20 protein-coding genes are annotated in these 23,257 nt (G+C 61.6%); 11 read left to right on the top strand and 9 right to left on the bottom strand.

Annotated features, from left to right (window positions below):
* Nucleotides 1-87: 87 nt before the first annotated feature.
* A complete protein-coding gene (locus I2F59_RS05150; RefSeq protein ID WP_195503467.1) occupies nt 88-1,254 on the bottom strand; it encodes an ABC transporter substrate-binding protein in 1,167 nt (388 codons plus the stop codon).
* 250 nt (nt 1,255-1,504) lie between these two features.
* Between I2F59_RS05150 and I2F59_RS05155 the strand changes: the two genes are divergently transcribed.
* Nucleotides 1,505-2,848, top strand: coding sequence for a homoserine dehydrogenase (locus tag I2F59_RS05155; protein WP_138111975.1), 1,344 nt, complete (start codon nt 1,505-1,507; stop codon nt 2,846-2,848).
* Nucleotides 2,849-3,062: 214 nt separating this feature from the next.
* Nucleotides 3,063-3,812 carry an SDR family NAD(P)-dependent oxidoreductase gene (locus I2F59_RS05160; protein ID WP_195503468.1) on the top strand — a complete coding sequence of 250 codons (750 nt, stop codon included), beginning with the start codon at nt 3,063-3,065 and terminating at the stop codon, nt 3,810-3,812.
* Nucleotides 3,813-4,030: 218 nt separating this feature from the next.
* Here I2F59_RS05160 and I2F59_RS05165 read toward each other — a convergent pair whose 3' ends face one another.
* Nucleotides 4,031-5,593 (bottom strand): cation:proton antiporter domain-containing protein, encoded by a 1,563-nt coding sequence (locus I2F59_RS05165; protein ID WP_195503469.1) that lies wholly within the window; start codon nt 5,591-5,593, stop codon nt 4,031-4,033.
* Nucleotides 5,594-5,777: 184 nt separating this feature from the next.
* On the opposite strand from I2F59_RS05165, the gene I2F59_RS05170 reads away from it, so the two are divergent.
* Nucleotides 5,778-9,524 carry a phosphoribosylformylglycinamidine synthase gene (locus I2F59_RS05170; RefSeq protein ID WP_195503470.1) on the top strand — a complete coding sequence of 1,249 codons (3,747 nt, stop codon included), beginning with the start codon at nt 5,778-5,780 and terminating at the stop codon, nt 9,522-9,524.
* Between the two features lie 98 nt (nt 9,525-9,622).
* On the top strand, nt 9,623-10,558 hold the full coding sequence (locus I2F59_RS05175; protein WP_195503471.1) for a DMT family transporter: 936 nt from the start codon (nt 9,623-9,625) through the stop codon (nt 10,556-10,558).
* 188 nt (nt 10,559-10,746) lie between these two features.
* On the opposite strand, the gene I2F59_RS10035 is transcribed toward I2F59_RS05175, so the two are convergent.
* From I2F59_RS10035 to I2F59_RS05195, 4 genes are all read right to left on the bottom strand, one after another.
* Entirely contained in the window at nt 10,747-11,889 is a 1,143-nt protein-coding gene (locus I2F59_RS10035; RefSeq protein ID WP_195503472.1) for a GGDEF domain-containing protein, read from the bottom strand.
* Between the two features lie 188 nt (nt 11,890-12,077).
* The gene (locus I2F59_RS05185) at nt 12,078-13,100 is read right to left on the bottom strand and encodes a 2-keto-3-deoxygluconate permease (RefSeq protein WP_195503473.1); all 1,023 of its coding nucleotides are present in this window, start codon (nt 13,098-13,100) and stop codon (nt 12,078-12,080) included.
* 141 nt (nt 13,101-13,241) lie between these two features.
* A complete protein-coding gene (locus I2F59_RS05190) occupies nt 13,242-13,565 on the bottom strand; it encodes an AzlD domain-containing protein (protein WP_055287162.1) in 324 nt (107 codons plus the stop codon).
* Nucleotides 13,555-14,247, bottom strand: a complete 693-nt coding sequence (locus I2F59_RS05195; protein WP_070100763.1) for an AzlC family ABC transporter permease — start codon at nt 14,245-14,247, stop codon at nt 13,555-13,557. The genes I2F59_RS05190 and I2F59_RS05195 overlap by 11 nt, the downstream gene beginning before the upstream one ends.
* 126 nt (nt 14,248-14,373) lie before the next feature.
* Here I2F59_RS05195 and I2F59_RS05200 point away from each other — a divergent pair, with 126 nt between their 5' ends.
* Nucleotides 14,374-15,186 carry an HD domain-containing protein gene (locus I2F59_RS05200; protein WP_055287158.1) on the top strand — a complete coding sequence of 271 codons (813 nt, stop codon included), beginning with the start codon at nt 14,374-14,376 and terminating at the stop codon, nt 15,184-15,186.
* Here the strand turns inward: I2F59_RS05200 and I2F59_RS05205 are convergent.
* The 3 genes from I2F59_RS05205 to I2F59_RS10040 are packed head-to-tail and all read right to left on the bottom strand — an operon-like array spanning nt 15,183 to nt 18,808.
* Nucleotides 15,183-16,388 (bottom strand): electron transfer flavoprotein subunit alpha, encoded by a 1,206-nt coding sequence (locus tag I2F59_RS05205; protein ID WP_195503474.1) that lies wholly within the window; start codon nt 16,386-16,388, stop codon nt 15,183-15,185. The two genes, I2F59_RS05200 and I2F59_RS05205, sit on opposite strands and share 4 nt — an antisense overlap.
* Nucleotides 16,389-17,204, bottom strand: a complete 816-nt coding sequence (locus tag I2F59_RS05210) for an electron transfer flavoprotein subunit beta/FixA family protein (RefSeq protein WP_195503475.1) — start codon at nt 17,202-17,204, stop codon at nt 16,389-16,391.
* A 2-nt stretch (nt 17,205-17,206) separates the two neighbouring features.
* A complete protein-coding gene (locus I2F59_RS10040; RefSeq protein WP_195503476.1) occupies nt 17,207-18,808 on the bottom strand; it encodes an FAD-binding oxidoreductase in 1,602 nt (533 codons plus the stop codon).
* Nucleotides 18,809-19,153: 345 nt separating this feature from the next.
* On the opposite strand from I2F59_RS10040, the gene I2F59_RS05220 reads away from it, so the two are divergent.
* From I2F59_RS05220 to I2F59_RS05245, 6 genes are all read left to right on the top strand, one after another.
* Complete coding sequence (locus I2F59_RS05220) at nt 19,154-19,450, top strand: hypothetical protein (protein WP_195503477.1); 297 nt, start codon at nt 19,154-19,156, stop codon at nt 19,448-19,450.
* On the top strand, nt 19,447-19,956 hold the full coding sequence (locus I2F59_RS05225) for a hypothetical protein (RefSeq protein ID WP_117746254.1): 510 nt from the start codon (nt 19,447-19,449) through the stop codon (nt 19,954-19,956). Before I2F59_RS05220 ends, I2F59_RS05225 begins: the two co-directional genes overlap by 4 nt.
* Before the next feature lie 90 nt (nt 19,957-20,046).
* Nucleotides 20,047-20,646, top strand: coding sequence for a hypothetical protein (locus I2F59_RS05230; RefSeq protein ID WP_161160416.1), 600 nt, complete (start codon nt 20,047-20,049; stop codon nt 20,644-20,646).
* Between the two features lie 49 nt (nt 20,647-20,695).
* Nucleotides 20,696-20,911, top strand: coding sequence for a hypothetical protein (locus I2F59_RS05235; protein WP_138111941.1), 216 nt, complete (start codon nt 20,696-20,698; stop codon nt 20,909-20,911).
* Between the two features lie 18 nt (nt 20,912-20,929).
* A complete protein-coding gene (locus I2F59_RS05240; RefSeq protein ID WP_138111938.1) occupies nt 20,930-22,360 on the top strand; it encodes a hypothetical protein in 1,431 nt (476 codons plus the stop codon).
* Between the two features lie 118 nt (nt 22,361-22,478).
* Nucleotides 22,479-23,195 (top strand): DUF554 domain-containing protein, encoded by a 717-nt coding sequence (locus tag I2F59_RS05245; RefSeq protein WP_195503478.1) that lies wholly within the window; start codon nt 22,479-22,481, stop codon nt 23,193-23,195.
* Nucleotides 23,196-23,257 lie beyond the last annotated feature (62 nt).

Genomic DNA, 23,257 nt, shown 5'->3' on the forward strand with positions numbered 1-23,257 from the left:
TTTATTATGTGAAAGTAATGTTTCTGTTCTGTTACAAGCGCCCTTGCCCTGAATAAAACGGCCTCACCGGTAGCGCTTTATGCGCACTTAGGCGGCGATGTACTTGCCATCCTGAATCACATAGGCCGTAGCGGGCTTTTCGACCTGGCCCTCGTCGTTCCACGTGAGCTCGCCCGTCAGGCCCTCAATCTTGATCTTGCGCATGGCCTTGGCAAGATCGTCGGCAATGTCGGCACCATCGGCCGTAATATCGATGCCCGCCTTGTCGATGGCCTCGGCGATGGCGTGGACACAATCGTAGGCGTCGGCGGCAAACTGGTTAGGCGTCTCGTCGTAGGCATCCTTATAGGCCTTGACGAAGTCGGCATTCTTCTCGTCATCGGCGGAAAACGGGGTCATGAGCAGTACGCCCTCGGCAAGAGAGGTATCGAAGCCCTCCACAGAGAGCAGGCCGTCCATGCCGTCGGTACCCATGAGCGTCATGTCGTAGCCCATGTCCTTGGCGTTCTTGAGCAAAACGGACGCCGGCGTGTAGTAGATCGGCGCAAAGATGAGCGTGGCGCCGGCCTCCTTGGCCTTGGTGAGCTGGTTGGTAAAGCTCGTGGAGGAATCGCCCTTAAAGGTCTCGGTATCGACGATATCAAGTTTGGACTCCTTGGCCTGCTCGGCAAAGGCATCGGCAACACCCGAGCTGTACGTATCGCCGGAGTTGTAGAACAGGGCGATCTTGGCGTCCGCGTATTTCTCGGCCAAGAACTTCGCAGCGCTGGCGCCCATGGTGGGATCGGTGAAGCAAACCTGAAAGACCGTGGTCTTATCCTTGGTGACGTCGAGCGACGAGGCCGAAGGCGTGACCATGAGCATATCGTCGGCGATCTCGCCCGAGACGGCGACGGCGGCACCAGTCGTGACGGGGCCGACGAGAGCCTGCATGCCCCAGTCGCACAGGGTATTGAAGGCGTTGATAGCCTTCTCGCCGTCAGCGACGTCATCCTCGGACTTAAGCGAGAGTTTGAGGTCCTTGGTCGAGAAATCCTTGGCGGCGAGCTTGGCACCCTTCTCGGCCGAAACGCCATAGGTTGCCGCGGCGCCGGTCAGAGGGCCGATGACACCGATCTTGAAGGTCTTGCCGTCATCGGCGGAGCCGCCCTCCGAGCCACCCGACGAGCAACCAGCGAGTGCCACGGTGCTGCCGAGCGCCGCGGCACCGGCGAGAAAGTTCCTACGGCTGAGCGTGCTGTTGATGTTGAACATGGTGTCCCCCTTTTCGCTGGCCGCAGTGCGGCCGTCTTGCGGTACGGGGCAAACCTTATGGCGCAAACGTTGACAGTTTGTTACGGAGTTTCGTTTGTAGCGAGCATGTTTCCAATGTTTCCGCAGCGTTTCGGGGGTGCCGTTTTGTGCGACTCCTGTTGCCTGGCGAGCACGCGCCCTCGGTTCACGCTAGAATGCACTCAACCTTTAAGCGGTTAATCCATCCATAAGATGCACGAAGGAGCTATCTATGAGCGAACCCCTGCGCACCGTGAACGTCGGTCTGATCGGTCTGGGAACCGTCGGCGGCGGCGTGGCCCGTCTGATCAAGAGCCACCACGATGAGTACCTGGCAGCCTACGGCATCGACCTTAAGCTGACCCGCGCCTGCGCGCTTGCTTGGGAGCAGGCCGAGGCGGCAGGCATTGAGCGCGAGGCCTTTACGAGTGACTGGCACGACGTCGTCACCGACCCCGCCGTCGACATCGTCGTCGAGCTCATCGGCGGCGAACATCCCGCAACCGAGATCTTCACCACTGCCTTTGAGCACGGCAAGCACGTCGTCTCTGCCAACAAGGCCCTGCTGGGCCGTCACGTCGAGACGCTTGCCGAGAAGGCACGCGCGTGCGGCGTGCAGATTAAGTGCGAGGCCAGCTGCGGCGGCGGCATCCCCATCGTGAGCACGCTTGAGCATGACCTGGTGGGCAACAAGATCCTGACCATCGCCGGCATCCTTAACGGCACCACCAACTACATCCTGTCGCGCATGGACGCCGAGGGCGCCGATTACGCCGACGTGCTCGCCGACGCACAGGCTAAGGGCTATGCCGAGGCCGACCCGTCCGCCGACGTCGACGGCTTCGACGCCGCCAGCAAGACGGCGATCCTCGCTTCCATCGGCTTTGGCACCCGCGTTACCACCGACGATGTGTACCAGCAGGGTATCCGTACCATCGGTGCCGAGGACATCGCCCAGGCCCGTGAGCTCGGCTACACCATTAAGCTGCTCGGCATCGCCCGCAACACCGACGCCGGCGTCGACGTCCGTGTGCATCCCACGCTGATCCCCGCCGACCACATGCTTGCCAAGGTCAACGGCGCCATGAACGCTGTCTACGTGGTGGGCGACGCCGTGGGCGAGACCATGTTCTACGGTGCCGGCGCAGGCTCCTTCCCCACCGCGAGCGCCGTCGTGGGCGATATCCTGTCGCTCTCCGAGCAGATCAGCCGCGGCGTGGCTCCGCTGCCCGAGATTGAGCCCTATGGTCACAACCTCGCCTTTAAGCCCATGGACGAGCTCCAGACCAAGTACTATGTGCGCCTGAAGGTCGCCGACCGCGTGGGCGCCCTGTCCGAGACGGTCGATATCTTTGCCAAGCACAACATCTCGATCTCGCTCATCAACCAGGTCGAGGACGGCAAGTCGGGCGTCAGCGATGCCTGCTCGGTCATCTTCCTAACGCACCGCGCGCTCGAGAAGGACGTCCAGGCTGCCGCCGCCGAGCTTGCCAGCGTCGACTGCGTGGCCGAGGTCGCCAACGTCCTGCGCATCGAGGACGTCGAGGCCTGGACAGAAGGCGTCATGGCCAACTAACCCAACGCTCGCCTAGCAATACGCGCCTTGAGGGCTCCCGTCCGATGTGGGACGGGAGCCCTTTTGTCACCTGCCCTAAGCACAACGGCAGAGCATATTTGCGCGAGCCGCTCATCGGTAACGCGGGCTACCGTTCACCGATATGCAAACGCGGCCGATTCCGGCTACCGCTACGCTGTGCTGCGAATGTCCGCCCACGATGAGAGGAAGCACCATGTTGCTCGAGGGCAAGAAAGCAATCGTCACCGGAGGCACGCGCGGCATCGGCTATGCCATCGCCTGCCGTTTTATCGAGGAAGGCGCTGCCGTCACCGTCTTTGGCTCGCGCCAGGAGACTGCCGACGCGGCCGTTGAGAAGCTGGCAGCCGCCTATCCCGACGCAAAGGTCTGGGGCCGCTCCTGCGACCTCACCTCGCTCGAAGCCGTGACCGAGGCCTTTACCCAGGCCGCAGCCGACATGGGCGGCTTGGATACAGTCGTCAACAATGCCGGCATCTCCCAGCGCTCGCCCCTCCTTAACTACACGGCCGAGGAGTTCGCCCAAGTTATGGATCTCAACGTCGTCGCCGTCTTTAATGGTCACCAGGCTGCCGCCAAGATCATGACCGAGGCCGGCCACGGCGGCACCATCACCACCACGAGCTCGATGGTCGCCAAGTACGGTCAGCCCTCCGGCGTTGGCTATCCCACGTCCAAGTTTGCCGTCAACGGTATGGTCCAGTCGCTCTCGCGCGAGCTCGCCCCCATGGGCATTCGCGTCAATGCCGTCGCACCCGGCGTGACCAAGACCGATATGGTCGCCAACCTGCCCGAAGAGGTCATCAAGCCCATCATCGCCACCATTCCGCTGGGTCGCATGGGCGAGCCCGAGGACGTCGCCAACGCCTTCGTTTTCCTAGCGAGCGACATGTCCTCCTATGTCACGGGCGCCGTGCTCCCCGTCGACGGAGCCGCCCGCTCCTAAAGGTCGCAAGCCACGACTTCGAACCTCAACGAGGCCCAACGCAAAAGGCGCGCTGTCTGCATCAACCGCAGGCAGCGCGCCTTGTTCTGCCTGCAGGGGAAGCTGCGTCCCGATATTTCAGCTCAGAACGGGGCGCAGCTTCCCTCAGGGCTTTCTTTCGGAAACTATGTCCCACTCTGGACGCGGATTCTGGGATGCATTTTCCGCGACGGCGTTGGCTACCTGCCGTCGTCGTCCTGGGCTTCATCGCGCGCATAGAGCTCCAGCATGCGGCGGCGGTATTCGCGCACGGCGAGCTTGGCGCGCTCCAGGCGGCGACGCTCGCGCGGGGTCAGCTCGGACGGGTCAACCTCATCACCATAGGTCTTATCGGCAAGAAGATGCGCCGCGTCCACGATGCGGGCATCGATGTGGCCGCTCGCTGCCTCGGCGGAAAGACGCTCGGCAATCGTATCGAGCGTAGGCAGGCCCTCGAATACGCGACCATGGCCATGCGATGTCAACAGCTCGTGCTCGCGTGCGAGCAGGCTTGCCAAATCGTGATGAGCACGCAGGATGTCGAGCGCATCGGATGGATGCTCGGCAACTTCTGCCACGGCGGCAACCGGCGCAGCATCCACCACGCGGTAGAAGAGCTGCGCGAGCAGCGGCATCAAGAACACTGTGATGGCACCGGCGGCAACCATGACCGACGCAATATCTTGCGACAGCGCGCCCGCGTTGACGGCAACACTCGTCACGGCAACGATGATCGGCAGGGCCGTGGTGCAGTACAGGGCCACGGTAATACGACCATACGCCGACACATCGCGCGTCGCAGGACAAATGCTCATAGAGATGAGAATGGGCACGGCGCGAATGATCAGCAACGCCACGATAAAGCCTGCGAGCAGCCCGGGGCGCGACGCCACGGCCGTCAGGTCGATCTTTGCGCCCGATACGGTAAAGAATACCGGAATCAAAAAGCCGTAGGCCAGGCCATCGAGCTTGGTCTCGAGCGTATGGTTGCCCTCGGGGATGATATAGCGCAGGACAAAGCCGGCGGCAAAAGAACCCAACACGATGTCGAGATCAAAGACGGCCGAGAACGCCACGAGTGTGACCAGGATGAGCACCGTCAGGCGCACGAAGGTCTGCGACGTGGTATCGGCGCGTTCCTCGACAAACGCAAAGAAGCGGCTGCCGACGCGCTTGGAGCGGCTTGGGACCACGGCCAGCAACACGCAAACCACCGCAAACAAGCCAAGGATTACGAGCGTTTGGATGCCAGTGCGGGCAGACAGCAGCACCGACATGGCGAGCACAGGGCCGAGCTCGCCCCAGGTGCCATACGCGAGAATCGAGTCGCCCACACGCGTGCCAGTGAGCGAGCGCTCACGCATGATGGGCACGAGCGTGCCGAGCGCCGTCGAAGTGAGGGCAAGCGTCACGGCGATACCGTCGAAATGACTGACTGAGAACCACGGGGTAAAGCGCACGGCAAGCCAGGCGATACCAAACGTGACGACCCACGTCGCCAAGCCGTAGCGCCCCTCGACGCCCGTGATGCTCTTGGGGTCGATCTCAAAGCCGGCAAGCAGGAACAAAAAGGCCAGGCCGAGCTCGGACACGAGCGAGACCTCGGCATCTACATGGATAATGTCGAGCATATGGGGTCCCAGCACCGCGCCAAACACGAGCAAAAAGACCGTCTCGGGAACGGGTTTCCCGGGAATCGCCGAGGCGATAAAAGGACTCGCAAAGGCCACGAGTGCGATGATGGCGAGCGAAACGAATGCCATGTGATGCCTTTCTCTTGTTTGCGCTTCACTGTAGCACCCTCGCCGTCCTCAACGCGCCGCGAGCTGTCGTATCATAGTGAGGTTTACAAACATGTGGCTCAAGGCGACCGCGAGGCTTGCCCCGTAAACCGACCGCTGCCGCATACCGTACCGTACGCCCAACCGATCAGGAAGGCAGGAACCAATGGTCTCTCGTATCTACGTGGAGAAGAAACCCGGGTTCGACGTCGAGGCTCAGCAGCTCAAGGGCGAGCTGACCGAAATTCTCGGCATCAAGGGCATCGAGGCCCTGAGGATCATCAACCGCTACGACGTCGAGGGCATCGACGAGGAGCTTTTCCGCTCCTGCGTGCCGACCGTCTTTAGCGAGCCCCAGGTCGATGTGACCTACGACGAGCTCCCCGCAAGCGATGGCGCCGTCTTTGCCGTCGAATTCCTGCCTGGCCAGTTTGACCAGCGCGCCGACTCCGCCAGCGAGTGCGTGCAGCTCATCAGCCAGGGCGAGCGCCCCGCCGTGCGCTCCGCCAAGGTCTATATGATCTCGGGCACTCTGGACGAAGCCGCCATCGAGGCCATCAAGCACTACGTGGTGAACCCCGTCGAAGCACGCATCGCCTCGCTCGACCTGCCCGAGACGCTGCACATGGAGACCCCCGAGCCCCAGCCCGTCGAGGTGCTCGACGGCTTCCGCGAGCTCGACGAGGCCGGCCTTGCCGCCTTTATCGCCGATCGCGGCCTTGCCATGGACGAGGCGGACATCGCCTTCTGCCAGCAGTACTTCCGCGATGAGGACCGCGACCCCACCATCACCGAGATCCGCGTGATCGACACCTATTGGTCCGACCACTGCCGTCACACCACCTTCGGCACCGTCCTGGATGACGTGACGATCGACGACGCCGTGGTGCAGCAGGCCTTCGACCGCTACATGGAGATGCGCCATGAGCTCGGTCGCGACGCCAAGCCCGTCTGCCTCATGGACATGGGCACCATCGGCGCCAAGTACCTCAAGAAGACCGGCGTCATGACCGATGTCGATGAGTCCGAGGAGATCAACGCCTGCACCGTCAAGGTGAAGGTCGATGTCGACGGCGAGGACCAGGACTGGCTGTTCCTGTTTAAGAACGAGACCCACAACCACCCGACCGAGATCGAACCCTTCGGCGGTGCCGCCACCTGCGTGGGCGGCGCCATCCGCGACCCGCTCTCGGGCCGCAGCTACGTGTACCAGGCCATGCGTGTCACCGGCGCCGGCGACCCCACCGTCCCCGTGTCCGAGACGCTCGAGGGCAAGCTGCCGCAGCGCAAGCTCGTAACCACCGCTGCCGCCGGCTACTCCAGCTACGGCAACCAGATCGGCCTTGCCACCGGCCAGGTCAACGAGCTCTATCACCCCGGCTACGTGGCCAAGCGCATGGAGGTCGGCGCCGTCGTGGGCGCTACCCCGGCAAACCACGTGCGCCGCGAGTGCCCCGCCCCCACCGACAAGATCATCCTGCTGGGCGGCCGCACCGGCCGTGACGGCATCGGCGGTGCCACCGGCTCCTCCAAGACCCAGAACACCGAGTCCATCGAGACCTCGGGCGCCGAGGTCCAGAAGGGCAACGCCCCGGTCGAGCGCAAGCTGCAGCGCCTCTTCCGCCGCGGCGACGCCTGCCGTCTGATCAAGCGCTGCAACGACTTTGGCGCTGGCGGCGTCTCGGTCGCCGTAGGCGAGCTTGCCGACGGCCTGTATGTCGACCTTGATACCGTGACCAAGAAGTACGACGGCTTGGACGGCACCGAGCTCGCTATCTCCGAGTCCCAGGAGCGCATGGCTTGCGCCGTCGCCGACGGTGACGTCGAGGAGTTCATGGGCTACGCCGCCGAGGAAAACCTGGAGGCTACCGTTATCGCCGAGGTTACCGCCGAGCCGCGCATGCGCATGGCCTGGAACGGCGTCGCCATCGTCGACCTGTCCCGCGAGTTCCTCAACTCCAACGGCGCACCCAAGCACCAGGTCGCCCACGTGTGCGCCCGCAGCGTGTGGCAGCCCAGCTGGGCCGGCACCACGCTCACCGAGCGCATGACCTCGCTTGTCACCGACCTCAACGTCGCTTCCAACAAGGGCCTTTCCGAGCGCTTCGACTCCACCATCGGCGCCGCGACCGTGCTCATGCCCTTTGGCGGCAAGACGCAGCTCACCCCGAGCTCGGCCATGGTCGCCAAGTTCCCCGTGGACGGCGAGACCACCACGGCGAGTGCCATGGCATGGGGCTTCAACCCCTATCTGATGGAGGCCGACCAGTTTGCGGGCGCCTACCTGTCCGTGGTCGAGTCCATCGCCAAGCTCGTTGCCGCCGGCTTTGAGCACAAGCGCGCCTACCTCTCCTTCCAGGAGTACTTCGAGCGCCTGCGCACCGAGGCCGAGCGTTGGGGCAAGCCCATGGCTGCCGTCCTGGGTGCCCTCATGGCCCAGGTCGACCTGGGTGCCGGCGCCATCGGCGGCAAGGACTCCATGAGCGGTTCGTTTGAGGACGAGGCCGGCGAGCTCAACGTTCCGCCGACCCTGATCAGCTTCGCCGTCGCCGTGGGCAGGGCCGCCCGTGCCGTCTCGCCCGAATTCAAGGGCCTCACGCACCGCGTCGTCCGCATCGCCCCCGCCACCTATGGCGAGGACTACCGTCCCGACGCTCAGCAGCTGCTCGCCGCGTTTGACACCGTCGAGGCGCTCACCGCCACCGGCGACGCCCTGGCCGTCTCCACGCCCGGCTACGGCTGCGGCGCCGAGAGCCTCTTTAAGATGTGCGTCGGCAACCAGATCGGTTTCGAGCTTGCCGAGGATGTGGACGTGGAGAGCCTCTTCACCCCGCTCTACGGCAGCTTTATCGTCGAGCTCGCCGAGGATGCCGAGCTGCCCGAGGTCGCCGACGGCGTTGTCGTCGAGCCCCTGGGCACCACCGTCGAGGGCTATGTCATCGATACCGGCTCCGAGGTCATCGAGCTCTCCGAGCTCCAGGAGGCCTGGGAGAGTGGCATCGAGGGCGTCTTTGCCTACCGCAGCGCCGGCGAGACCGCCGAGGTCGAGACCATCGACTTCCGCGCCAAGGATATCCACGTGTACGGCGGCGCCAAGATCGCCCGCCCGCGCGTGATCATCCCCGTGTTCCCCGGCAACAACTGCGAGTACGACAGCGCCCGCGCCTTCCGTGCCGCCGGCGCCGAGGCCGACACCTTCGTGATCAACAACCTCACGCCCGAGGCCGTCGCCGAGAGCACCCACGAGCTTGCCCGCCGCATCCGTGCAAGCCAGATCGTCATGATCCCCGGCGGCTTCTCGGGCGGCGACGAGCCCGATGGCTCCGCCAAGTTCATCACGGCGTTCTTCCGCGCTCCCGAGGTCACCGAGGCAGTCCGCGACCTGCTCAAGGCCCGCGATGGCCTGATGCTGGGCATCTGCAACGGCTTCCAGGCCCTGGTCAAGCTTGGCCTGGTGCCCTACGGCGACATCGTCGATGCCACGCCCGATGCCCCCACGCTGACGTTCAACACCATCGGTCGCCATCAGAGCCGTCTGGTGCGCACCCGCATCTCGTCCAACTTGTCCCCGTGGCTGTCGCAGTGCAGCCTGGACGACCCCTACACCGTCGCCATCAGCCACGGCGAGGGCCGCTTTGTCGCCAACGACGAGGTGCTCGCACAGCTGATCGCAAACGGCCAGGTCGCCACGCAGTACGTGGGCGAGGACGGCAAACCGAGCATGGACCTTTCCGTCAACCCCAACGGCTCCGCACTGGCCATCGAGGGCATCACGAGCCCCGACGGCCGCGTTCTGGGCAAGATGGGCCATGCCGAGCGCCGCGGCGACAACCTGTACCGCAACGTGCCCGAGCATGTCCCCGGCGATAAGTTCATGCCGATCTTTGAGAGCGGCGTGGCCTACTTCGCTTAATGCGTCCCATCGGGTACAATCCCCTCGGGTAATAACACCCGCCACCGGCACACCCGGTGGCGGGTTCTTTTTTGCTTCGCGCATACAGGAAGGACATCATGGAAAGCCGCAAGCCGTATCTCGCCACCCTGCCCGGACTCATCCTGGGCTGCCTCGTCTGCTGCGCGCTCTGGGGGTCGGCTTTCCCCTGCATCAAGATCGGTTACGGGCTCTTTGGCATCCCCGCGCACGATTGCGCCTCACAGCTGCTCTTTGCGGGCTTGCGCTTCACGCTTGCCGGCGCCCTGGTTATCGTTGGGATGAGTGCGGCCCAGCGCCGTCCACTCGTTCCGCAGGCTCGCGACATCAAGCCCATCTTTGTCCTGTCGCTCTTCCAGACTATCGGGCAGTACTTCTTTTTCTACCTGGGACTCTCGCGCGCCAGCGCCATGTCGAGTTCCATCATCGAGGCCAGCGCCAACTTCCTCGCAATCCTCTTTGCCGCCTTGGCATTTCACACCGAGAAGCTCAATACGGCCAAGGTGCTTGGCTGTGTGCTGGGCTTTACCGGCGTCGCGCTCGTCAACCTTTCGGGCGCGGACGGCACCTTTGGCTTTACGCTCGACGGCGAGGGCTTTATCTTGGCTTCCACTGTTGCAGGCGCCCTATCGACCTGCCTGATCGGCATCTTCTCGCGCGAGCACGACGGCGTCTTGCTTGCCGGGTGGCAGTTTTTAGTCGGTGGCGTGGTCCTTACCGCCATCGGGTTTTTGATGGGCGGCACGTTGTCCCCCACCGAAATCGCCCCCGCCATCGCGCTCATCATTTATATGGCGCTCATTTCCGCCGTCGCGTACTCGCTGTGGTCGCGCCTGCTTGCCGTCAACCCCGTCAGCTGCGTCTCGGTCTTTGGGTTTATGAACCCCGTCTTTGGTGTGGTGCTGAGCGCGCTGCTGCTCGGTGAGGGCGCTGGCACGAGCCCCGTCACCGTACTTGTTGCCCTGCTCTTGGTCTGCAGCGGCATCATCATTGTCAACAAACCTAAAAAGGCCTAGCGAGCTCACCTTTTTAGAGAGGGTGTTCGCAAACTTTAGCTTAATGGAGCACACTGGTTCTCGTTGATTTCGTACCGAGTCGCGGCGGCAGACGCCCGTCTTGCCGCACCGCGCCTGGGCATTATGGCCGGTGGCCCCCACAAACGCAAAAAGGGGCGCACGACCACCACGGTCGTGTGCCCCTTTTCCTAGCGTATCTGGACGCCGGCCTTCTTTTTCTCGGCCTTGACGCGGTAGAGCTCCGCGTCGGCAGCGCGAAGCAAGTCTTGCCAGGTATCGACGCCGTCACCGACCCGTGCGTAGCCGATGGACATCCGCAACAGATACGGCACCTCGGCGCGCGCGAGCTCGTCGTTGATTGCCGCGCACAGATGTATGATGTCCTGTTCCGCTGCCGCCTTTTGAAGGACTACGAACTCATCGCCGCCATAACGTGCGATAAAGCTGCCAGACGCCGTGCAGACCTTTTTGAGCGCAGCAGATAAGACCTGAAGAGCATGATCACCCTCCACATGTCCATAGCGATCGTTAATCTGCTTAAAGCCGTCAGCGTCCATCATGAGAAGATACACATCGTCCGTATGACCAACATTTGAGAAGAGCGACAGCATATAGGTCTCAAAACGGTTGCGATTGTTGAGGCCAGTCAACGGGTCGGTCGAGATGAGCTGCTCCTGGCAGATGATATAGAGCAGCAACATGCTAATCATTATGCCGACACAAAGGCCAGGCACCGAGTATACGATCTGAAAGGTACCGCCCACCAGGACCGGAATGGCGAAAAATGCTAAGGTTCGATAGATAGCCTTCGTCTGCAGGCTCTCGACCCTGCGAGATTGCACAAACGCATGCAGGGACGTATGTATAACGTAACAGTAGCTGACAATGGGCTGGATCATATAGGCAAAGCCGCGACGATACACGCCCTGCGAATCGATATAGAACAGGGCGTGCGTCCAGTAACTGGTAAAAGCCAGCACGACCACCAGAGCCGTAGGCAACGTTACAAGCACCACCCTATAGCGCGAGGTCACAAGGTGAGAGCCCTGCATCGTCTCGGAATAGATAAACCAAATGAGACACGCGATGGCGAAGAGCGAAAACGAAACCGCGTTGGAAATCCAGTTGGCTGCAATGCCCAACGTGCCGTCCACACCATCCGAAAGCGTCCAGATCATATCGAAGAAAATGTAGGCAGCAGACGTGTAGCCCAGCATGCTAAACAAAAGCTGCTGGGTGCTCGAGAACAGGGAGCGACGGCTTCGTACGGCAAGCCCGATAAGAACAATCATGCATAGCAGGAATATCTCAATCTTGAGTGCCTTAACCACTAGACGCCCTCCCTTCAATATCCAAGTGGTCAGAATCGCCCGATTCGTGTCTGGGCAATAAACGCCCCTTTCTCCGCAGGGGTAAGGGGAATAATAGCAGAGCGCCCGAACGTCACTGCAAGACAGCTCTCGTTCGGGCGCTCAAACGGCGCGAGTTGCACGCCGGAATCATTGATGGGTATCGATTGCTACTCGCCATCGATGTCGGCCGCGACAGCCTCCTCGATGGCCTCGACACCGGCAGGCGACAGGTCTTCCTTGCCCTGGCAGAACTTCTTATCGACCCAGCCGGTCAGAATCGGGGCCATGATTGCCGTGATGATGACGGCGGTGGCGATCTGCGCATACGCGGTGGGCGCAAGCTCGGCATAGCGCGGAGCGACCTCGGCGAGGGCGACCGGCGTGGTCATGGCCGTGCCGGCAATGGTGGAGCATGCCACAGCCGCCTTACCGTTGCCGCCACACAAGCGCTCGAAGGCAAAGGTAATGGGACCGACGATAAAGAGCGTGATGAGGCCCAGCAGGATACCCGAAATACCGCCGGTGATAAAGCTCAAAAGGCTCATGGACGCACCGAGCTGAAAGCCGATAACGGCGATCGCGGGATTGGCGCCGGGGACCAGCAGGTTCTTGATAAACGGGAACAAGTTGCCCAGGACCATGCCGATAACGAGCGGCAGGATGGATCCGATGATGGTGCCGACGGGGATGTTGGCGAGACCCGAAACACCAAGGATGATCATCGTGACGGCGGGGCCGGCCGTAAAGAACAGGATACCGACAGCGCCCTGCTCGGACTCATCGCCGAACTCGCCCATGATGCCCGTATAGAGCGCCATGTTGCAAAACGTAATGCCGCCGATGATGGAAACCGAACTCAGGCCTAAAAAGTTATCGTTAAAGAAGTACGCGACGCCCAGACCCAGCGCGGCTGCCACTACAAGCTTAGGAATCAGCACGACGATGCCGGTCTTGATGGCGCCCGGCGTGGACTTAAAGCTGATGCCGGCGCCCACGAACAGCAAGATCGCGGCAACGATGGTGTTGGAGCCACCGCGGCAGGCAGCCGTAAAGAAGCCGCCGACCTCAAAGACCTGCGGGCAGAAGGTATTGAGCAAAAGGCCGACGATCATCGGATAGATCATGATGTCGCCCGGGATACGCGGGACCTTGAATTTCTTTTGCTCGTTGGCGGTCGCTTCCTGTGCCATGAAACCCCCATTTCCGTTGACGCAGAACAAAAGCCCACGTCACGCTTTGCTACAGTAAAGTTTGACCATGGTACCAGAAGAAGCAGACCGCCTCGGTGAGAAATTCGATTCGTTAGGCCGGGACGATAACGCGTCCTGCTCCTATACGAGGCTCAAAACGATATAGAACACGATGCCCGAAACGCAGCACCACAACATCGACTTTGTCTTGATTGCCACCGCCACGACGCCGGCGGCCGCAATCCAGGGAACCAAGGCAGGCCAGAGTCCCGCGTCGAACGCGCCGGGGCTCACCAAGTCGTTGGCGACCAGCGCGGCAAAGGCAGCGGGCGGGATATAGCCCAGGGCCTCGGTAATACGGGGCGACAGGGTCCGCCCGCGCAAGGCGAACGCCGGCGCGATGCGAAAGAACGCGATAGCAGCCCACGACGACAGCCACAGAACCAAGAACTCGTTAACGGGCATCGCGGGCACCTCTTCCGTCAAATACAGCATCGCACGCCAGCGCAATGGCAATGCCGACCACGACGCTTGCCGGCACGGCAATATTCGCGAGGCCCAAGAACTTGCATGCGGCGACGGACACCGCGCCCGAAACCGCCGCGACAACGTTACCGCGCGACAGCCGCTGCGAAAAGAGCAGGCAGATAAAGAGCGAGGTGCAGACAAAGGCTGCAATGGCGGTGGGAACATCGACAACGGCGCCGACGATGGCGCCCATCGTACACGAAACGCCCCATGTTGCGATGAGGATCACGTTGAGCACAAAGGACTCGCGCGGGCCCCAATCCTCCCCCTCAATCAGCTTGGCAAGCGAGATGCCATATGCCTCCTCGGTAAGTGTCGCGGCGACGGCCAGCGTCTGGCGCTTCGAGGCACCCCTCAGATGCGGCGCGATCGATGCCGAGTAAAGTGCAAAACGCGAGGAGATGGCGGCAACGCTCGCGACGATCGATGCTGCAGGTACGCCCGCCAGCCAAAGATTGCAGATCATAAACTGGCCGCTGCCCGTCACAAACGTGCTGCTCAGGGCAAAGACCATCCAGGGCTCCATTCCCGTCTGCCCCATGATCATTCCGCACGGCGCGCCTATTGCAACATAGGTAAGCATCACCGGCCAGACGGTTCTAACGATTTTGAGCACCATACGCTTCTCATCCTGACAAGGTCTCCGAGCCGCATGTAGCGATACGGCAGAATCATCATCCGACAGCAACCGAGTTCACCTACAATTGCCACCGGATCGAAAGACACAACTTTTTAGGAAGTCATTATGACAGCTATCGATCGAGACCGGGCGCGCGCGGCCTTCAAAAGCTACACCGATGCCTACGACGCCACCAACCCACGTATCGCGCTCAAAATCGAGCATACGTACCACGTGGCCGAGGCATGCGATGCCGTAGCGCGCGAGCAGGGCTGGTCGTCAGAAGATATTGACCTGGCATGGCTTTGCGGCCTGCTACACGATATGGGCCGCTTTGAGCAGCTGCAACGCTGGGACACCTTTAAGGACGCCGAGAGCATGAGCCATGCGGCGCTGGGCATCGAGGTCCTCTTTGGCGAGAATCCCGCCGATGCACCCGCCGTAACGAGCATCCGCGACTTTATCGATGACCCGGCAGAAGATGAGCTCATCCGAGCGAGCATTGCCTATCACAGCGATTTCCGCCTACCCGCGCAGCTCGACGTGCGCACGCGGAGCTTCTGCGATATCGTGCGCGATGGTGACAAGATCGACATTATGCGCACCATCGCCGACAGCACCGTCGAGACCATCCTTAAGGTGGATGAGGACGCATTTCTCGCCAGCCACTTCTCGGCACCGACGCTGGCCGCCTTTGACGAGCACCGCTGCGTCACGCGCGATGAGCGCGATGAGCCCGCTGACTTCTTGGTGGGGCTTATCTGCTTTATGTTTGAGCTCGTCTATCCAGCAAGCCGCGCGCTGGCGCGCGAACAGGGCGATATCCACCGCCTGCTCGACGCGCCCTTTGGCATTACGCGGCCCTTTACCGACCCCGCCACGCAGGCAACCTGGAGCCGCTTAAAGGACGAGATGCGTAACTGGCTGGCGCGCGCCTAGCGCTCAAGCTGGGCTAGCAGCTCCTCAACGACCTCGACGGCGTCCCCAACAACCTTGTACTGGGCAGCACCGAAAATGGGGGCATCCGGGTCCTCGTTGATGGCGATAATACACTCCGCCCCACCGATGCCGGCGAGATGCTGGATGGCGCCCGAAACACCGATACTCACGAGAAGCTTGGGCGAAACCGATACGCCGGTCTGGCCAATCTGATGGCGATACCCCAGCCAACCCGCCTCCACGACGGGACGCGTGCAACCAAGCTCGGCACCCAGGGCATCGGCGAGCCTTCGCATCAGCGGCAGGTTTTTCTTGGAACCAATGCCGCGACCCACCACGACCAGGCGCTCGGCATCGGCGATCGAAGCCTGCTGCCCCCACTCCTCGGCGGGAATCGAGATCTCGACACGGGCCTTAACGTCTTCCGCAAGCATCACCTGGGTGATCGCGCCGGAACGGCCGTAGTCGAAGTCGGGCGCCTTAAAGATGCCGGGACGAACCGTTGCCATCTGCGGACGGTGGTTGGGGCAAATGATGGTGGCCATCAGGTTGCCGCCAAACGCCGGACGCGTCTGTTGCAGCAGCCCCGTCTCCGCATCCATCGAAAGTACGGTGCAGTCAGCCGTAAGGCCCGTCTGCAAACGCACGGCAACGCCGGGTGCCAGTTCGCGGCCAAAGGCGGTCGCACCGTAAAGAATGGCCTCGGGCTTGCGCTCTGCCACCAAATCGCAGATCAGCCGGGCGTAGACCTCCGCATCGTTCTGGCGCAGACGCTCGTCGCGACAAATCAGGACCTCGTCTGCACCGACGCAAACCAGATGCTCCAGGTCACCGAGAGAACCCTCGGGGCCCATACCGACCAGCGCCACCAGACGGCAGCCGCGAGCATCGGCAAGCTCGCGGCCCTTGCCCATGAGCTCGAAGGCCACGGATGCCACGGCATCGTTCTCGTCAGTTTGCACGAAGACCCAAATGTCTCGATATGCATCAAGGTCCACCGCACCGGCGGCCTCGTCGCGCTCGATCGAGATGGCGTTGACGGGGCAGGCGTCGACGCACCCGCCGCACAGGATACAGCCGTCGGTTACGCGGGCACAGCGATTGGGACGCTCGCCCTCCACCACAATGCCGCCCGAGGCACAGGCGCGAACGCAGCGACCGCAGCCGATACAGGCTTCGCTATCGATAATCAGTCCGCTCATCTATGCCATCCCCTCGATAATCTTGGCAAGCTTTGCCGCCTGCTCGGACGCCGTCCCCTCAACGGTCTCGCACGTTTGGTCACGGTCGGGCACAAACGAGCGCACGACCTGTGTCGGCGACCCGGCAAGGCCACAACGCGAGGGATCGGCGTTCACGTCGGCGGCACTGACCACGCGCACGTCCGCCTCCTCTGCCGCGCGAATACCGGCAATACTCGGCATACGCAACTGGCCAATCTCCTTGGCGGTCGTCATCGCGCACGGCATCTCAAGGTACACCGTCTCCTCGCCGGCATCGCATCCGTGAACGAGCGCCAGCGAGCCACACGTCGTAAAGCCCGCGCTTTGCACGCAGCTCACGTCGGTCACGCAGGGGATCTCAAAGGCACCGGCAAGCTCGGGGCCGATCTGGGCCGTATCGCCGTCCACTGCCATCTTGCCGCAGATGAGCAGGTCGAAGTCCTCGTCGAGCGCCTCGATGCCGCACTTGAGGGCATAGGTGGTTGCCAGGGTATCGGCACCTGCAAAGGCGCGATCGGTCAGCAGCAGCGCGTCGTCGGCACCTCGAGCGATGCAGTCGCGCAGCAGCGACTCGGTCGCGGGGATGCCCATCGACACCACCGTTACGCGTACGTCCATGCCAAAGCCGATAAAGTCGTCTTTCAGCGCCAGCGCGCATTCCAAAGCGCTCGCATCAAAGGGATTAATGACCGCCTGCTTGCCATCGCGCACGATGGTATTGGTCTTGGGGTCCATCTTGACCTCGGTGCTTCCCGGCACCGCCTTGACGCACACCACCATATGGAAATCGCTCATCTTCACGCGCCCCCTTTCTGGACAAGCTCATCCAAGAGCTTCTCCGAAAACAGGTTGCCGCGACCCAGCTGCCCGTCGGGATCGAGCTGGAGCTTGAGCCGCGCCGACTCGACCATGGCCTCGTGACCGTACATCGTCTCTAAGAAGCCCGCCTTGATCTTGCCGACGCCGTGCTCGGCAGAAACGGCACCGCCCATAGCCGTTACCTCCGCAGCCCACTGGGCAAACAGCTCGCCACCGCGACGGTAGCCCTGCGCATCGCGCGGCAGGATGTTCACATGCAGATGGTTGTTACCGATGTGCCCCCAGGCAGCAGATTCAAGCCCGCTTTCGGCCAGTGTGCGGCGATAGAGGACCACGACATCGGCAAGGCGTGCATTGGGCACCGACATGTCCGAACCCAGTTTGGTGATGGTGGGATCCGTGCGGCGACGCTCGTCGATAAGCATATTGACGCTCTCGGGGACCGCATGGCGGAAGAACCGCTGGCACTCGCGATCAACCTCGGTGCGCGCGACCCATGTCGCATCGTCGCGGCCACCCGCAAACTCGAGCACCCATCCCAGGTGGTACAGTTCCTCGGTCACCTGGGCCTCGTCATCGCAGTCGAGCTCCACGTACACACAGACCTTGGCCTCTTTGTCGAGCGCCGGCAGCGAGGCAAACGCCGTCGACTGCTCGCGCTGGCGACGTAGAATATCCAGGGCGCCAGCGTCGAAGTACTCGATGGCAGCCGCATGGGACAGGACGGGACGCACGGAATCGGTAAAGGACACGGCCTTGTCTTCGCTATCGAAAAAGCAGCTCACACCCCAAACGACCGCAGGCGCCGCCTGCAGGGCAATCTCGAGCTCGGTGATAACGCCGAGCGTGCCGCAAGCACCGATAAAGAGGTCGATGGCGTCCATTTCGTCCGCAACGAAATAGCCTGAGGCATTTTTTGTCTTGGGCATGGTATAGCCGGGAAGATCGAGCTCGAGCGTACGGCCCACTGCCGTCACAAGCGACAGGTGGCGACCCTGGGCAAAAGCCTCGCCGCGCTGAAGCTCAAGCAAATCGCCATCAGCCAGCGCGACGTGGAGTCCCGTGATATGTGGGCGCATGGGGCCGTAGGCGTAGCTGCGGGCACCGGAGGCGTTACATGCCGCCATGCCGCCCAGACAGGCAGACGTCTCGGTGGGATCGGTGGGAAAGAACTGCTCGGGGGCCTCTTGGAACTCCTCGTAGGCCTCAAGCGATGCCTGGTCCCAACCAGCGGTCGGCAGCACCTTCTTGCTCAGCTGCTTGCGCAGCTCCGAGAGCACAACGCCCGGCTCCACGCGCAGCAGAAATTGGCCTTGTTCATCGCGGCGAAGGCCCAAGTAGCGATTCATACGGGAAGTATTGAGGATATGCCCGCCGTGGGGCACGGCACCGGCGGCAAGGCCGGTTCGGGCGCCCTGAACCGTTACCGGGACACGCTCGGCATGGAGCTTTTCCAAAATGGCACGGACCTCGTTTTCCGTCGTCGGAAACGAGATGCTCGATGCTTCGCCCGATGCGCGAGATTCATCGCGACCATACTCTTCGAACTCGTCGGTGAAGGGTTTGATGGTTGCAGACACGCGAACTCCCCCTTTAGCTAACTACAGTGTTTGCAGGGAGATGTTACCGCATCGTTTCGTCGACGTGTTCGAGACCGTCTCCATAATTGGCGATTTTTACGTTCGTGCAATTCGGCGAGCGGCTTGATTTCCTCGGCAGACGATGCTTTTGACACATATGGCCCCGCCGTCGCCGACCGCGCGATTGTCGCTCGAAAAAAGTTGGAGTATTTTTTGCCGCCTTTTACCTGCGGAGACGCCAATCCGTCAAGCATTTGGTCAGAAATTGGTCAAGTAGCGGCTGATACCGTCGGCATCGACAGCCAAAACCGATAGAAGTTTTGGCCCAGAAGCAGGGAGGTTCCCATGGCATATTACTGGCCCCAGTACGGCATCGCCATCGAAGTCGACGACGATCCCCATCTCCTGCCTTTCGACGAAGAGGCATTCCCCGATACGACGGTCTACCACGTTACCACCGATGTGATCTGCGACCCCGAGTCGTTCTCGGCGCTCGCCCACCACATCGCGCATATCCACGACATCGAGCTCCCTCCCGACTTCGACGAGCTTGTCTACTCACGCCGCCTGATGCTTCACATGCTCTTTGGAGCGAACCCGTCCACCTTTGCGCGCATCTATACCGCCAAGGATGCCGCATGAGCGCGAAGAAGCCACCCCACTTTGCAGGCCTGGGTCGTCGCAAGAAGCTCATCGTTGCCTGCTTGGCCATCGTCTGTGCCCTTGTCGCCGTAGGACTATACGCTTGGCAGTCGCAGCCCGTACCCGAGGCGGGCGCTTCGGTTACGACGGCCGAGGGCAAAACGCGTCAGGAAATCCAAGATGAGCTCGACGCCATCGTCCGCGACAACATGATGACGATTTCGGTCGCACCGGTCGCTCAGCTGCAGGAGGACGGCAAGCTGCGCGTCAACGTGCAAAACGTCCAAGACAATAAATTTCCCCAGCGATTCCGCGTCATCCAAAACGACGAGACCATGTACGAATCCGGTGTGGTCGAGACCGGCAAGACAATCGAAACGTGCCCCGCCGGCGACATCAAAGAAGGCGAGGCGTACATCGAGATTCAGGCGCTCGATGCCAAGACCCTCGACAGCCACGGCAATCCGACACGTGTCAAGGTGCGGGTTGAGCAAGCCGAGAACTAGCTTTTCCGGCCGACGCGGCACCGCACGCAATTCACCAGCATTCGTCCAATCATCGCGGGGACGGCCCGCGGCGAATAGAAAGGAACGACCATGGACATCACCAGGAACATGAACGGAGCCAGAGCGCTCGCCGTGGGCGCAGGGCTCGCGCTCGCGCTCGCAATGGGCGCCGCCCCGACGCCAGCTATGGCAGCCGGGCGCGTTGGAACCACGAAGGTAATGGTCAGGACCGAGATCGACAACGTTGAGTTCAAAGTTCCGACGGTTATTCCCTTCGTCGCCAAGGCCGACGGCACGCTTCAGGGCCCCTCAGAAGACGCGACCACCATCGACAATCATTCGGCCTACGGCATCCATGTCACCAACATGAAGATCGACGCCATGAACACCTGGACCATTGCCGCCGATGCCAAGGCCGGAACCGCGCAGAACTCCATCGACTTTAAGGTCGGCCCCGACGGCGCGCTCCAGAACGCCAGCGCCGCAATGCAGGGAACGGGCCTCGATCTTTCCAAGAATGCAGCCTTCGACATGGGCTACCAGGGCATTGCCGGTGGCACGGACAAAATTAAGCTCAAGACAAGCGGAAACGTCGCCCGCGTCACGCGCGACATCTTCCGCGTAACCGGCGAAGGCGATCAGGTTGCAACGATCACCTGGACGGTCGAGCCCGGTGCGCACACGGCATAAGGCCGTCGCCCTGGCCGCCGCCGTCAGCATCCTAGCGTTTGGGCCAGCCATGGCCTTTGCCCAGCAAGAACAGGCGCAGGCCGCCACGCAAGTGACGGTCGACCTCTCGGAGCTCGACCGCAGCGACCGCGAGGAACCGTTGGCGCAGACAGGCGACAAACGATGGCTCTTGGCAGCAGGCGCCGCAGCAGCAGGCGCGGGAACCGCCGGCCTCGGTCTGCACATCAAACACAGCCAGAAACAAAACATGAACAGGCCGCACTAAATTAGCTAAGGAGACCCCATGGCATCGAAGAACCTTTTGCCCGTCGTCGCACTCTGCGGCGCGCTCGCAACCGGAACGCCTGTCGCCGCTTGGGCGACTCCTGTCATGGCAGACTCCTTACCAGCGGCCCTAAGCTCCGCACCAAATCCGTCGAGCGCCATTGCGTGCAAGCGTTTTTCGATCGCACAGGCCGCAATCTCAACCTCGGGATGCCTTCGTCGTAATACGGACGGCTCGATAGTCGTGGATATCAATCGTTCGAACAAGGCAAACGGCTCCCAGGCGGGGTGCGCCGTCTGCACGTGGCGCTCGGTTGTGCTCGATGCAGATGGCGATCCATGCAATTTAGAGCTGCGCATCGACATCGCTTCGGTCGATGACTCGGCGAACGGAGCGAAGGTCGCCTTCGACGGTACGTTTTTTGAGAAAGGAGGCGGTATATGTCTGGGCTGCGCCGCCGCGAATGCAGACGACACGCAGCCCACCCTCTCATTCACGGCATCGTTGCGGCTGACCAAAGCCGGTACCGATGCCATCGCGGCGGGAGAAGCGTCCCTGCTGTTCTACGCCGTCAGTACCAAAGACACAGACGCTCATTTCGAGAAGCCAGCCGGATCACTCAGCCTTACACGAGGGATAGAGGCAGGCCCTATTGAAATCGATGCCCGCGCGCAAAGCAGGCAACGCATTCTTGCCGACCCGGCGCTTCTCGAAATGGAGTGGAACGGATCCGGAGCCATCGGAATTCTCCCCTCCGCGTTTGACGCCAAGACGCTCCCCCCAAACGACGAACCCATCAACGCAACCATACAAGAAGAGAGCGCGGACAAAGAAGCAGGTGCGGGCGACACGCCGTCGCCGACAAACAGCGTCCCAGCTTCTTTCGAAGCGCCGAATGAGCCCGCTGCCGATCCAAACGATCCCGAGTTCGCGGACAGTCTGGGGCTTGCTGATCCTCAAGAGATCGATGAAGGTAACTGCTGCGTGCTTGCCGCGCTCGACCACACGGAGGTCATCGACGCTGCGAACATCGAAGTTGCCGCCGCCAATCAGCCCGTCCGCAAGTCGGCTATCATCGCATTTCCTGAATCCATCGAAGTCGTCTTTTTGCCATCGGGCGAGGTCGTGGCCCCAACACTGCTCACCTTGTTGGGCGCCAAGAATACTCGAAACGAAATTAAAAAGGTCACGGTTGTCGACCCTGCAACCACCGCCAAGCTGCGTCTATACGCCGTTGCTCCAGACGGAGGCAAGACCTTGGAATTCGATGGTGACACACTCCTAGCCTGGCGACGTCTGGACATTATGCAAGACGTCTCGTATCAGATCGAACTCGAAGGGTTTGATCGTGCCCGCGATGCCAATATCATCGCCGCGGCTATTGAATCCCCGCAGCGGCTTATGACACTGCGCTTTGAATACTATCCCTATGTCCCGACAACCACCTGAGGCTTAAATGCTGCACATCATTCCTAACACCACTTATATAACGTATTAGATGAGTCGCGATGTGCCTCGCATTTCGTTCTGCTACGATTGCCACGTTGGCATCAATACAGGAGGGCTCATGCCGGGCTTGGGAACAATCATCAACGTTGTGCTTTTAGTTGCGGGCGGTCTTTTGGGATTAGCGGGCGGCCGCTTCATTACACCGCGCATCCAAGACACGCTCATGAAAGCATCGGGGCTGTGCGTCCTGTTTATCGGCCTGGGCGGCACCATGCAAAAGATGCTCATCATCGATGGAAAGGCGCTAGCGACCACCGGTACCACCATGCTCATCGTCTCATTTGCGCTCGGTTCGCTCATCGGCGAGGCCGTCAACTTGGAAGCCGCCATCGAGAACCTTGGCGAATGGCTCAAGCGCAAAACCGGCAGCGAGGGCGATAACGAGTTCACCAACGCTTTTGTCTCGACTTCACTCACCGTGTGCATTGGCGCCATGGCCATTGTGGGATCGATCCAGGACGGCCTGCTCGGTGACTGGTCAACGCTTGCCCTGAAAGGCGCATTGGACTGCATCATCGTCTGCACCATGACGGCGTCGCTTGGACGCGGCTGTATCTTCTCGGCCCTGCCCGTTGCCGTATTCCAGGGCACGATCACGCTTTTTGCCGGCGCACTCTCCCCCATCATGACCACCGCAGCCCTCGACAGCCTTTCGCTTGTGGGCTCCATGCTCATCTTCTGTGTTGGCGTCAACCTCATCCGTCCTCAGACCTTCCGCACGGCCAACATGCTCCCCCCCGTCGTCGTAGCGGTCATCTACGCCCTCCTGTTCTAAACCATCTGCATAGTGATATCTCGAACATCTGTTTGATGCTGTGCTATGATATGAGGTCATCG

It is taken from the genome of Collinsella aerofaciens (assembly GCF_015556945.1).
Lineage (GTDB): Bacteria > Actinomycetota > Coriobacteriia > Coriobacteriales > Coriobacteriaceae > Collinsella > Collinsella aerofaciens_AO.

Excerpts from the sequence above, each read along its gene's own strand:
- I2F59_RS05150 (WP_195503467.1), bottom strand. The coding sequence starts at position 1,254 with ATGTTCAACATCAACAGCACGCTCAGCCGTAGGAACTTTCTCGCCGGT.
- I2F59_RS05205 (WP_195503474.1), bottom strand. The coding sequence starts at position 16,388 with ATGAGCGGACTGATTATCGATAGCGAAGCCTGTATCGGCTGCGGTCGC.
- I2F59_RS05220 (WP_195503477.1), top strand. The coding sequence starts at position 19,154 with ATGGCATATTACTGGCCCCAGTACGGCATCGCCATCGAAGTCGACGAC.
- I2F59_RS05225 (WP_117746254.1), top strand. The coding sequence starts at position 19,447 with ATGAGCGCGAAGAAGCCACCCCACTTTGCAGGCCTGGGTCGTCGCAAG.
- I2F59_RS05235 (WP_138111941.1), top strand. The coding sequence starts at position 20,696 with ATGGCCTTTGCCCAGCAAGAACAGGCGCAGGCCGCCACGCAAGTGACG.
- I2F59_RS05195 (WP_070100763.1), bottom strand. The coding sequence starts at position 14,247 with ATGGTGCTCAAAATCGTTAGAACCGTCTGGCCGGTGATGCTTACCTAT.
- I2F59_RS05165 (WP_195503469.1), bottom strand. The coding sequence starts at position 5,593 with ATGGCATTCGTTTCGCTCGCCATCATCGCACTCGTGGCCTTTGCGAGT.
- I2F59_RS05175 (WP_195503471.1), top strand. The coding sequence starts at position 9,623 with ATGGAAAGCCGCAAGCCGTATCTCGCCACCCTGCCCGGACTCATCCTG.
- I2F59_RS05200 (WP_055287158.1), top strand. The coding sequence starts at position 14,374 with ATGACAGCTATCGATCGAGACCGGGCGCGCGCGGCCTTCAAAAGCTAC.
- I2F59_RS05245 (WP_195503478.1), top strand. The coding sequence starts at position 22,479 with ATGCCGGGCTTGGGAACAATCATCAACGTTGTGCTTTTAGTTGCGGGC.
- I2F59_RS05190 (WP_055287162.1), bottom strand. The coding sequence starts at position 13,565 with ATGCCCGTTAACGAGTTCTTGGTTCTGTGGCTGTCGTCGTGGGCTGCT.
- I2F59_RS05170 (WP_195503470.1), top strand. The coding sequence starts at position 5,778 with ATGGTCTCTCGTATCTACGTGGAGAAGAAACCCGGGTTCGACGTCGAG.
- I2F59_RS05160 (WP_195503468.1), top strand. The coding sequence starts at position 3,063 with ATGTTGCTCGAGGGCAAGAAAGCAATCGTCACCGGAGGCACGCGCGGC.
- I2F59_RS05210 (WP_195503475.1), bottom strand. The coding sequence starts at position 17,204 with ATGAGCGATTTCCATATGGTGGTGTGCGTCAAGGCGGTGCCGGGAAGC.
- I2F59_RS05240 (WP_138111938.1), top strand. The coding sequence starts at position 20,930 with ATGGCATCGAAGAACCTTTTGCCCGTCGTCGCACTCTGCGGCGCGCTC.
- I2F59_RS05185 (WP_195503473.1), bottom strand. The coding sequence starts at position 13,100 with ATGGCACAGGAAGCGACCGCCAACGAGCAAAAGAAATTCAAGGTCCCG.
- I2F59_RS05155 (WP_138111975.1), top strand. The coding sequence starts at position 1,505 with ATGAGCGAACCCCTGCGCACCGTGAACGTCGGTCTGATCGGTCTGGGA.
- I2F59_RS05230 (WP_161160416.1), top strand. The coding sequence starts at position 20,047 with ATGGACATCACCAGGAACATGAACGGAGCCAGAGCGCTCGCCGTGGGC.